The sequence below is a fragment of the Achromobacter sp. RT286_PF genome, from assembly GCF_059760425.1.
The window spans coordinates 35,223-46,606 of sequence record NZ_JCBAMR010000011.1; the positions used below are offsets into that span (position 1 = coordinate 35,223).

The 11,384-nt window shown below is 63.3% G+C and carries 10 protein-coding genes; 7 read left to right on the forward strand and 3 right to left on the reverse strand.

All coding sequences use genetic code 11. From position 1 onward, the window contains the following. The first annotated feature begins 22 nt into the window (after window positions 1-22). Genes AC6LJY_RS11455 through AC6LJY_RS11480 form a run of 6 tightly spaced genes read left to right on the forward strand, consistent with a single transcriptional unit; the run spans window position 23 to window position 6,115 of the window. Window positions 23-925, forward strand: coding sequence for a glycosyltransferase family 2 protein (locus AC6LJY_RS11455; RefSeq protein WP_046804117.1), 903 nt, complete (start codon window positions 23-25; stop codon window positions 923-925). A 12-nt stretch (window positions 926-937) separates the two neighbouring features. Next, window positions 938-2,242, forward strand: coding sequence for an O-antigen ligase family protein (locus AC6LJY_RS11460; RefSeq protein WP_314361648.1), 1,305 nt, complete (start codon window positions 938-940; stop codon window positions 2,240-2,242). Next, complete coding sequence (locus tag AC6LJY_RS11465; RefSeq protein WP_498135972.1) at window positions 2,235-3,362, forward strand: glycosyltransferase; 1,128 nt, start codon at window positions 2,235-2,237, stop codon at window positions 3,360-3,362. The genes AC6LJY_RS11460 and AC6LJY_RS11465 overlap by 8 nt, the downstream gene beginning before the upstream one ends. 13 nt (window positions 3,363-3,375) lie before the next feature. Continuing rightward, window positions 3,376-4,263: a glycosyltransferase family 2 protein gene (locus AC6LJY_RS11470; protein ID WP_104144263.1), complete on the forward strand. Its 888-nt coding sequence runs from the start codon at window positions 3,376-3,378 to the stop codon at window positions 4,261-4,263. Next, on the forward strand, window positions 4,260-4,820 hold the full coding sequence (locus AC6LJY_RS11475) for a putative colanic acid biosynthesis acetyltransferase (RefSeq protein WP_046804121.1): 561 nt from the start codon (window positions 4,260-4,262) through the stop codon (window positions 4,818-4,820). Before AC6LJY_RS11470 ends, AC6LJY_RS11475 begins: the two co-directional genes overlap by 4 nt. Beyond that, on the forward strand, window positions 4,817-6,115 hold the full coding sequence (locus AC6LJY_RS11480) for a glycosyltransferase WbuB (protein ID WP_498136010.1): 1,299 nt from the start codon (window positions 4,817-4,819) through the stop codon (window positions 6,113-6,115). The genes AC6LJY_RS11475 and AC6LJY_RS11480 overlap by 4 nt, the downstream gene beginning before the upstream one ends. Before the next feature lie 208 nt (window positions 6,116-6,323). On the opposite strand, the gene AC6LJY_RS11485 is transcribed toward AC6LJY_RS11480, so the two are convergent. The 3 genes from AC6LJY_RS11485 to AC6LJY_RS11495 form a co-directional block, all read right to left on the reverse strand. Continuing rightward, on the reverse strand, window positions 6,324-6,989 hold the full coding sequence (locus AC6LJY_RS11485) for a response regulator transcription factor (RefSeq protein ID WP_046804123.1): 666 nt from the start codon (window positions 6,987-6,989) through the stop codon (window positions 6,324-6,326). A 356-nt stretch (window positions 6,990-7,345) separates the two neighbouring features. After that, a complete protein-coding gene (locus AC6LJY_RS11490; protein WP_104144260.1) occupies window positions 7,346-8,095 on the reverse strand; it encodes a response regulator transcription factor in 750 nt (249 codons plus the stop codon). Window positions 8,096-8,657: 562 nt separating this feature from the next. Then, window positions 8,658-10,262: a glucosamine inositolphosphorylceramide transferase family protein gene (locus AC6LJY_RS11495; RefSeq protein WP_046804125.1), complete on the reverse strand. Its 1,605-nt coding sequence runs from the start codon at window positions 10,260-10,262 to the stop codon at window positions 8,658-8,660. A 389-nt stretch (window positions 10,263-10,651) separates the two neighbouring features. On the opposite strand from AC6LJY_RS11495, the gene AC6LJY_RS11500 reads away from it, so the two are divergent. Then, window positions 10,652-11,323 carry a TetR/AcrR family transcriptional regulator gene (locus AC6LJY_RS11500; protein ID WP_046804126.1) on the forward strand — a complete coding sequence of 224 codons (672 nt, stop codon included), beginning with the start codon at window positions 10,652-10,654 and terminating at the stop codon, window positions 11,321-11,323. The last annotated feature ends 61 nt before the right edge of the window (window positions 11,324-11,384 follow it).

Genomic DNA, 11,384 nt, shown 5'->3' on the forward strand with positions numbered 1-11,384 from the left:
CACCTACATGCTGAGGTCTTACATGCGCAAGCGTCATAACGAGTATTCACGTCAGCTCATCGACTTCGTCCGCGAGCTGCGCCCGCCCGCGCCGATCGCCGGCGGCCTGTTGCCCAAGGTGACCATCGTGACCCCCTCGTACAACCAGGCCAAGTTCCTGGAGCGCACCATCCTGTCGGTGCTGAACCAGGGCTATCCGCGTCTGGAATACATCATCATCGACGGCGGCTCGACCGATGGCAGCGTGGACATCATCCGCAAGTACGAGCGGTACCTGACGTACTGGGAAAGCACCCCGGACCGCGGCCAGTCCCATGCCATCAACAAGGGCTTTGAACGCGCCACGGGCGACTATGTCGGCTGGCAGAATTCCGATGACCTGTATTTCCCCGGCGCCTTGCGCAAGCTGGGCGCAGCGGCCGCGCGGGGCCGCGCGCCGATCGTCAGCGGCAACCTGTTCGTGGCCGACGCCAACAACCACATCTTCCGCAAGATCCACTACACGCCCGTCAATCGCGGCACGCTGACGGTGGTCAAGGCGTCCATACCCAACCAGTCGGCCATCTTCCGCCGCGACCTGCTGCGCAAGTACGGGCTGTTGCAGGAAAGCATGCGCTACTGCATGGACCTGGAGCTGTGGAGCCGGCTGCTGCGCGAAGGCAAGAACCTGATCGTGCCCGATGCGCTGGGCGTCTACACCGCGCATGACGAAACCAAGACCGCGCTGATGCAGGACGTGCTGCTGGAAGAACGCGAACAGATCGTCACGCGCATCCGGCGCACCGAACCGGGCCTTGGCAAGCTGTTCGAACTGTCGTGCCGCGCCTCCAAGGTGGCCGCGCACGCGCGCCAGGGCGACTTGTCGTACCTGTTCGAAAAGCTGACCACCAAGATTTTCGGACGCGACGACTGGGCCGCGCACTAGGACGACGCCGACATGAGCCCGCACCGCCGCTTATCCACTTTGCACCTGCTGGGCCTGTTCGCCTTCACCGCGCTGGCCCTGAACGACGACCGCTTCATCCTGGGCGTGGGCAGCTTCAAGCTGTCGCCCTTCGATGTGCTGTTCGTGGCCATGCTGGCCGTCAAGGCGCTGCGGCTGGCCGAGCCCAGCGCGTACGCCCTGCCGCGCGGCCTGCTTGGCGCGCTGCTGGGCTTGCAGGCCATGTCGGTGATCTATCTGCTGCTGGTGTCGATGCACCACCCCGGCATTGAAACCGGCGACGTGGCGCGCGACCTGCGCATCGTCTTCTACTTCTTGTGCACGCCGTTCCTTTGCTACAAGGACATCGACAGCCCGGCCGCCTACGCGGTGTTGCAGAAGTACATCGTGGCGGCCTGCCTGGCGGTGGCCACGCTGATGCTGCTAGAACAATTGCAGGGGTTCAGCGTGTCGAACCCGCTGCGCAACGTGCGGCTGGGCGTGTGGGCCATTCCGTTTGGCGTGGTGTCGCTGCTGACGTTCCGGCGCACCTTGAACGTGTCCGGACCCAAGGCCTACGCGTTGACGCTGTACATGCTGCTGGCGCTGGTGTTTTCGCTGAACCGCAGCCAGTACCTGCAACTGGCGATATCGGTGGTGATTGCCGTGCTGCTGGGCACCGGCCCCGAGCTGCGCCGGCGCGCGGTGCTGATCTTTGCCCCCGCCGCCGTCGCGGGCGTGCTGGTGTTTGCCAGCATCGGCTACCTGGACGTGCTGACCAACCGCATCTTCAGCGTGGAAAAGCTGGACGAAGATTCCAGCTACGGCGCGCGCATCCAGGAAATGCAGGGGCAGATGGACTACTTTGCCGAAAGCCCCGTGTTTGGCAAGGGCGCGGGCTTTCGCAGTTGGGTCATGGGCGAAAACGGCTTTGAACTGAGCACGTTCGCGCATAACTCCTGGGCCTTTTACCTGATGAAGTTCGGCGTGGTCGGCACCATCATGATCATGCTTCCGCCCTTGCTGATATTGCTGCTGACGCTGTTGCGGCGATACGCGCACCCCGGCCTGGAAATGCACCGGCGCTACCTGCTGGCCACGGCGCCCATCTACATCTTCATCGATTCACTGTCCGGTGGGCTGGCCTACGCGCCCAAGACCGCGTTCACCGGCTTCCTGTTGTGCTATTGCCTGTCGTTGATGCGCAATGCGCAGATCATGCCCGTGCCCCGCGCGGACGCGCCCCGTGCGCCGCTATCCCCCAGCCACCGTCCGGATGCCGTGCGCCGGACGCCACCTCGAGTGATTCCTCATGCCTGATGTCTTGTTTGTCGCGCCAGACTTGCACGGCGGCGTCGGTAGATGCGTTGCCTTCATCGTGGATGCCCTGCCGGAACAGGGCGTTGATTCGGGCCTGTTCCTGCTGCGTTCGCGCAACCGCGAATACCCCGTCGCCAACCCGAAGGTGACGCGCGCCCTGCCCATCATTGAATCGCCCACCAAGCTGCGGCTGATGCTGCCCGTGGCCTTTATGCGCCTGTTGGCGCAGATCCGCCGCGACAAGCCGGCCATCGTGTGTTCGCACGGGCTGCTGTGCAACATGCTGGTGGTGCTGGCCCGCAAGATACTGGGCGGCACGTTTCGCACCGTGGCATTCGAGCACAGCAGCCCGGCCATCCACTACGGCGCCTCGCGCATGCGGCGGCTGAAATGCTGGCTGGTCAGCCAGACGTATCGGCGCCACGACGCGGTGGTGGGCGTGTCGCGCGGCGTCAAGGAAGATTTGGTCAGCATGTTTCCGCCGCTGCGCGGCAAGGTCCACACCATCTACAACGGCGTGCCGCTGGACAACGTGCGCCGCCAAGGCGCGCAGCGCACGCAAGGCGATGCTGCCACGCCCTATCACGTGGTGGCGGTGGGCCGGCTGGAAGCCGTGAAGGACTACGCCACGCTGGTGGACGCGGCCGCCTTGCTGGACGACCCGGGCATCGCCTTCACCATCCTGGGCGAAGGGTCCGAACACGACGCGCTGCAAAAGCGGATCGACGAGCGCCCGTCCCGCAGCCCGGTCACGCTGGCCGGCCACATCGACAATCCGTTTCCCGTCATTGCCAGCGCCGGCGCCTTTGTGCTGACGTCCATCCGCGAGAGCTTCGGCAACGTGCTGGTGGAAGCCTTGTGCCTGGGCGTGCCGGTGATTTCCACCGACTGTCCGCACGGCCCCGCCGAGATTCTGGACGCCGGGCGCTACGGGCTGCTGGTGCCGGTGGGCGACGCGGCAGCCTTGGCCGACGCCGTGCGCCGGCTGGCCTACGACGCCAAGATGCGCGAGCAACTGGCCGCGCGAGGCCCCGAACGCGCCGACGCCTTTTCCCTAGAGCGGCACTGCCGCAACGTCATCGCGCTATTCCAGCCGCTGATGCAACGCGGCACGCCCTGAACAGGACAGCATCATGCAGAAAATACCGGTATCCGTGGTTGTCATGACGAAGAACGAAGAGCGCAACATCGCCAAGTGCCTGAAGGCGCTGGTGGAGTTTGATGAAGTGTTCGTGGTGGACTCAAACAGCACCGACGCCACCTGCGCGATGGCCACCGCCCTGGGCGCCCGCGTGTCCAATTTCCAGTGGAACGGCAAGTACCCGAAGAAAAAGCAGTGGTGCCTGGAGCAACTGCCCTTCTCGCATCCGGTGGTGTTGTACGTGGACGCGGACGAAGAAATGACGCCGCAGCTTGCCGCCGAAATTCGCGAGGTGCTGCCGCGCTTCGCGGCGGGCGCGGGCGGCGCGTTCGTGCCTTTTGATTACGTGTTCTGCGGCAAGAAGCTGGTGCACGGCCACCGCGTCTACAAGCTGGCGCTGCTGGCGCGCGACCAATCGCGCTTTCTGGACTACGACGACCTGGACGTGGCGCATATGTGGGAAGTGGAAGGCCACTACCAGCCGCAGGTCAAGGGCGAGACCTTTGCGCTGCGCCAGCGCATGGTGCATAACGACCACGATTCCCTGTTCCACTATTTCGACAAGCACAACCGCTATTCGGATTGGGAAGCCAACCTGCGCACCAAGGGGCTGATGAACGATCCGCGCGAGGCCAACGTGGGCGCGCGCGCGTTGCTCAAGCGCATTTTCCAGGCCATGCCGTTCAAGGCGCCCATCTCGTTCCTGCATTCGTACGTGTTCCGCCTGGGTTTTCTGGACGGCAAGGCGGGCTATGACTACGCGGTGGCGCGTGCCATGTACTACTGGCAGATCCGCATCAAGACCGAAGAGTTGCAAAAGGCCCGTCTGGCGCGCGCCAACGGAACCCAGGCGGACGCCGTGCCGGGGGCCGCCAAATGAGCGCGCTTCAGCAATTGGACCGTTTTGCGCTGGCCCCCGGCCAGCGCGGCCGCTCGGCGCTGACGGTGCAACTGTGGTGGACGGTGCAGGCCACGCTGTTTCGATGGTCGCCCCAGGTGGCGTATGGCTTTCGGCGCTGGCTGCTGCGCTGCTTTGGCGCGCAGGTGGGCAAGAAGGTTTTGATTCGGCCGTCCGCCACGGTGACCTACCCGTGGAAGGTGCAGATTGGCGATTACGCCTGGATCGGCGATGACGCGGTGCTGTACAGCCTGGGCCCTATCCACATCGGCGCCCACGCCGTGGTGTCGCAGCGCAGCTACCTGTGCGCCGCGGACCACGACGCCGGCCAGCCCGACTTTCCCTTGCGCGAACGCGCGGTGCGCGTGGAAGACGGCGCCTGGGTCGCCACCGATGTCTTCGTGGGGCCGGGCGTGACCATCGGCCGTGAAGCGGTGGTGGGCGCGCGCAGCTCCGTGTTTCGCAATATGCCGGCGGCGATGGTGTGCCATGGCAACCCCTGCCGCCCGGTGCGCCCACGCATGGCGACGGCGCCATGAAGATCCTGATCTACGGGATCAACTACGCGCCCGAACTGACCGGCATCGGCAAGTACAGCGCCGAGCTGGCCGAGTGGCTGGCCGCGCACGGGCACCAGGTCAGCGTGGTGACCGCCCCGCCCTACTATCCGCAATGGCAGGTGCACGACGGCTACCGCGCCGGCCGCTATCGCAAAGAAGAGCGGCGCGGCGTGACCGTGCGGCGCGCGCCGCTGTGGGTGCCCGCGCGCCCCGGTGGCCTGAAGCGGTTGATCCATCTGGCCAGCTTCGCGGTGTCCAGCCTGCCCTCGCTGCTACGCGCGGCAGCCGGCCGGCCGGACCTGATCCTGGTGGTGGAACCGGCGCTGTTCTGCGCGCCCGCGGCATGGATCACGGCGCGGCTGTGCGGCGCGCGCGCGTGGCTGCATATTCAGGACTACGAGGTCGACGCGGCCTTTGAACTGGGCCTGCTCAAGGGAGCGGGCCTGCGCGCGTTGGTCAAGCGGGGCGAGCGCTGGCTGATGCGGCGCTTTGACCGCGTATCGACCATTTCGAATCGCATGCTGGACCTGGCCATCGCCAAGGGTGTCGAGCCCGACCGCGCCGTGCTGCTGCCCAACTGGATCGACGTCAACGCCATCACGCCGCGCACGGAGGGTGGCGATTACCGTGCCCAGCTGGGCATACCCGCCAATGCGATCGTGGCGCTGTATTCGGGCAACATGGGCGGCAAGCAAGGCTTGCAGACGCTGGCCGACGTGGCGCGGCGCCTGGGCCGCGAAAGCCGCCTGTGGTTCATCTTTTGCGGTCAGGGACCGGAGCGCGCGCCATTGGAAGCAGCGTGCCAGGGTTTGCCCCGCGTACGCTTCCTGGACTTGCAGCCGGCCGATCGGCTGGGCGCGTTGCTGAACACGGCCGACATCCATCTGCTGCCGCAACGCGCGGGCGCGGCCGACCTGGTGATGCCGTCCAAGCTGACCGGCATGCTGGCCAGCGGCCGCCCGGTGGTGTGCGGCGCGGCGCCGGGCACCGAGCTTGCCGGCGTGGTGGCGCGCTGCGGGCTGCTGACGCCGCCCGAAGACGCCGAGGCCATGGCCGAGGCGGTGCGCAAGCTGAGCTACAACGCGCAGATCCGCGAAACGCTGGGCGCCGCCGCGCGCCAGTATGCGTTGAACCACCTGCACGTGGATGCCGTGCTGGCGGCGGCGGAACGCGAATTCGCCAAGGTGGTGGGCAAGCGCGCAACGCCGGGGGCAGCAGCAGCGGCAACGGCAACGGCAGCGGTGGATGCCGTCCCGCGCGAGGGCGAACGGTAGCGGCTGGCTGGGCGGGAGATTCAAGCGTTGAAGGAACGGTAGAGATCGATGGATCTCTACCGTTTTTTATTTGGTTTTGGTCTTGGCCTTTTGCCTTTGCCTTCGGGCTCCTGGCTTGCTTTGCGCTTGCCGGCCGCAGTCAAAAGCAATCGGCCGGGCGCAACCCCGGCCGACAGGCGTGGTGAGTAAGAGACCGCCCCCCTTCCCCTTAGCCCAGCACATCCTTCTTCGGGGTGGGCGGCGGGCCGCCGCTACGCACCAGGCCCATCTGCACCGCGATGTAGGCGGCCTCGGCCTGGTTGCGCGCGTTCAACTTCCAGTACAACGTGCGCGCGTGGCTCTTGACCGTCGCCACGGATATGCCGACATGCTGGCCGATCTCGCGCATGGTCTTGCCTTGCACCAACAGCTGAAGAATCTCTTCCTGGCGTTGTGTCAGTTCACGCAGTTCCTGCATGGGCGCCTGGGCGACGCCTTGGGGCCGCCCGGCCGGTTGCGGATAGCATTCGCCGCCCGCCACGACCAGGCTCACGGCAGCGGCCAGCGCGTCGGGGCTGGAAGCCTTGGGCAGATAGCCCGCCACGCCTGCCCGCGCACACGCCCCCATCACGGCGGGGTCCAGCACGGAATACAGCACCAGCACCAGCCTGGGCATGAAGAAGGCCATGGCCTGCGAGATAAGCCCCATGTCCTGTTCGGCAATGCCGCTGCAACCGATCACCAGCAACTCGACCGGGCGGTTGATCGAACTGGACATGTTAAGTAAATGAGCTGGCGATATAGCCAGGATGTCGTCGGCGTTCCGTACACGCTCCAGCACATGCTGGATCGCGACGCGAAGCAGAGCGTAGTCTTCGATCAGTACGGTTGTCATCCCGGGGAGAACCTTGTGACACATGGCCCATGCACGGTTCCCATGACGTCGGCGCATCACACTGCGATGGCAGGTTCTGTGCGGCGCCAACCCCAAGGGAATCTTGTCCGCGCTATTGGATCGCGATGGCGAGGCGTGGTGGTTCGCGCTCTCGACCCATGCTTGCGGACACAACCCATGCTATCAGCGGCACCGTTCGCTGAATCTCGTTCAGGAGGATGAATGGTGGAGGAAAGCCGCATCCGAAAGGGCCGCGGCAACTGCGATGTATGACTTAGGCGGGATGGTGGGGCGACCCCGGCAGCAACAGAACAGACCTGTTCCTGGCTGCCGGGCAGGCGGCGCGCCCGTTCTTGCTAGCCGAGCTTGCGCCCATAGATCTGCCCGGCGTCCGATTCCCTGCCATTGGGTTCATGCCATTCCAAGGTTGCGCCGCGTTGCAGCGCTGCGTAGACAGCTTCGCCCTTGTTCTTGACATGCAGACGCTGATAAAGCGTGCAAGCATGCGTCTTTGCGGTAGCGACCGAGATATTCAGCATGCGGCTGACCGTCTTGATCGGATACCCCCGAGCCAGCAACACCAGCACTTCGTACTGACGCGGCGTGATCTGAAGCAGCTGCGCACCGGCGCTGACCGGCATGGAGCCCTTGCTGGAAGCGTCGTCGCCATCACGGGCCGGCAACGCGCAGACCGTCGCGGCAGGCGCTTGCAATGCCTGCTCGCTGGGGAAGCACTGACCGCCGGCCATGACCAGGCGAATCGCGGCTTCCAGGATTTCGACCGAAGCCGTCTTCATCAAGCAGCCATACACGCTGGCGCCAGGCAAACCTTGCACCGGCATCGGCAACGGCATCACATCGGTCAGCAGCAGAATCCGCTTGGGCGTCAGAACGCGCTGAATTTCGTGCAGCGCGCTCCAGGCTTCATCGGTATCCACCGGCAACCCATAGATCAAGAGATCGGCGCCAGCGTGCGCGCCATCGGCCTTGGACAAGTCCGCCAAGCCCATACCCTCGATTTCCCACACATCGTCCAACTTGCTAAGTATCTGCCACAACCCCAACCGCAGTAGCGGATGGGCTTCAATCAGGACCATCTTGGCCATGGTGTCCTCCCGGTTTTTCGACGGGCCTAGAAGGGATCTTCGCTGTGCTGAAGACTATTTTTTTTCCAGCCCCGCGGGGGTGGTCCGCAATATCCCGGAATATCTAATGAAGCTGGACCGGGGCATTTGGGCTGGGCAACTTTGGTAGCCAACATAACGGATGGCATGAACCCATCTTATGGTTCGAAACCTTCAAAATCAAGACGTTTCAGGGCGATATAATCCGATAAAAACAGAAATCATTCGTTAGCCTTAATCACTCTCGTAAATACGGATGAGAGCGCCCTCTCCGCCTTTTTGCCGCTAGGGTTTTCACTGACTCCCCTGGGGCAATGACGGCTTTCCCCCTATGGGGACCCGCCTCAAGAGGCTTGATTCGTAACGCTGTCGGCCAAATTGGGGCCGTAAAAAGGCCGCGACCGGGCGCAAGCCCGTCGCGGCCGATATGCCGAAATTTGGACCGAATAACTTTCGATATGTTTCCGCAGACACACCCCTGCCCGCTGCGGATCGCCGAATCGCAATATAGGTAACATTTTTATTTTGGAACGCTACGCTCCATTTACTCCATATAGGCGAAGTCAAATACGGTATGACCCCCCTGATGGTGCCAATGGTGCATTGAAGCATGACGCTTGCGCAAAAAGCTGGCGTAGTGGATTTCGCCATCCGTTTCCACATACGTGGACGGCGTCAGCTCTTCGATGCGGTTCAGGGACACGCCCTTGCCGTAGTGGCAAAAGCCCTGGTACTGGGCGCAGCGGATCACCTCTCCGCTAGGCGACACAACGATTCCGGCGTTGCGGGCGCGCATGGGGTTGCGCACGATGGGGTTGCAGGCGTGCGGCGTCCACTCGGTCGAGCGCGGCGAATCCGAGAAAAACGCAAACAGCTCGTCGCAATGGCTTTGCCCGTCCGTTCGGTCGATATTTGTTAATAGCCACCAATATTCTCCGTGTTTAAAAATAATGGTATCCACGGCGGATATATTGGTCATCAACGTGACATCAAGCTCCCATTTCAACGGAAATTCAGTGCATTTCCATAACTCAATACTGCGATTTCCGCACGTTTCCGGAACCATATACGTCACACCTTCGTGTTCAAAAATATACGGAAACGACAGGTGATAAGGCAGATTCAAGGCAGTGCCCAACAGCCGGAAAGCCCCGTCGGAGTAGGTCGCGACCGAAATCGTACCCTTCCGGGAAGTGAAGTCGTAATCTTCAAAAAATATATATGGTTTTTTATCGTGCGTATAAACAAACGGATCTGCGAAGAACCTACCTTTGGGAGGTTGCAGCACCATGGCTTCCGATACCACCGCCTGTTGCCGGGATGACGGAAACATACCAATCCGCCAGCGCACATTGCGCTTCATGATGCGCCGCACAATCAAATCAGACATTAACCACGCCTGGCGCGCAATATACGCCGCGCTATCCCACTCCGCCGGGTCGGCCCGGCGCGGGCCGCTCATGATCTGCATGTCCGGCGCCGGCTCGCTCTGGCGGGCGCGCGCCAGGGCCTGCAAGGCGTCGTAGAGCATGAAATTTCCCAGGCTGAACGCGCGCGCCTGGTTCTTCAACCAGAACACTTCAGTATTGAAACTGCGCTGGTCCAGCAGCTCGTCCTGTTCGGACTTGGCCCCCATGCGCCAGAGTTTTACGGTTGTGTGATCCTCGCGATGAAACACCTCCCAGAATCCGGCGTAGCGGCTGGTCGACACGGCGATATCGGAGTAGCTCAATTGCCATACCCCCATCCTCGCCCAGTCGGCCATTTGCGCGCGGGTGGCGCACGACGCGCCCAGCGTGATGACCAGATCCAGGCCCAGTGCAGTGACCGCGTCCTGCGCGCCGGGCGTGGTCACGCCCGCTTCCAGGGGCAGCACCGGCACTGAGGGCGACGGCATGCTTTTGCGCAGGTCCGCGCAAGACAGCATCTGGCGTTGCTTGGCCGGCAGCATCCGGGCCTCGAAGCGCGACAACGTGCCGAACAGCGCCTTGACCGCCAGGCGCGGCGCCTTCTCGGCCCCCTCGCCGCTCATCACCAATAAGGCCGAGATGTCGAAATCCTGACTATGGACCAGCCAATCCACCATCTCATGCATCCAGCCGGGTTGCTCATACCCGTCAACCAACAGTCCCACTCGGTAGGTTTTCATATGTCCCGCTCCTGTGTCAGGGCGTCTAGGGCGAGCGCACCGGCCTGGTGCGCGGGCTAGCCCCTTGCATCGCCGGTACAACGCAATTGAGTCCTCGCGCTGATACTGCGGCGTTTTTCCCCCGCCTTCCAGACCACATTCATCCTAGGCCGGCCGTCCGAGGACGAACGGCTCAAGCTCGTGCCGGCGGCCGATCCGGGCTCATGCAAGCGCGCCTGCCGGCTCATCCTTCTGGTCTAGCTGACCCGGTATGAAAAGCCCCTTGCCTAGTGCGCAAAGGATGCTGCGTCCGTACGTTAGGGGTAAACCCTATTGGGGATAGCCGAGGCTCGCTTCTCGTTCTTCCCTGCCGCATAATGATTTTTAAACGAACGTTTGAATTCAACCTTATGCAAGAAATCAGAACTCCCACTACCCGCGAATCCATCCTGGACACCGCCGAAGCGCTCTTTGCGCAGCAAGGCCACGAGGGCACCTCGATGCGCCAGATCACCGGCGCGGCCGGCGTGAATCTGGCTTCGGTGAACTATCACTTCGGCTCTAAAGAGTCACTCGTGCAAGCGGTGCTGAAACGGCGGCTGGAAGTGCTGAACCGCGAGCGCCTGCGCCTGTTGGACGAACTTGAGGCGCAATCCGAAGGCAAGCCGCTCAAGCCGTCGCAGATCGTCGACGCCTTTTTCGGCACGCTGCTGCGCCTGGCCGCCGACCCTGCCCAGGCCGGCAGCACCTTTCTGCCGCTGCTTGAACGCACCATGACCGAGCCGTCCGATTTCATCCGCGCGCTGTTCGCAGAGGAATACGCCGACGTGCTGGAGCGCTATCGCAATGCCCTGTTCGCCGCGCTGCCCGATGTGCCCAAGGCTGAAATCGTGTGGCGCTTCCAGTTCATGCTGGGCGCCACGTCGTACGCCATCATCGGCACCGACCTGCTGCGTTCCGTCACGGGCTGGCAGCTGGACGAAGCCGAACAACCCGACAACCCCGAACTGCTGCTGCCCCGCCTGATGAGCTTCCTGCTGGGCGGCCTGCGCGCCCCGCTGCCACCGGTGGCCGGCGCCTAGCCGACATCGGCATCAGTATCGGCATCCCCAGAACCAGAACCAGACCGACCAGAACACCCTT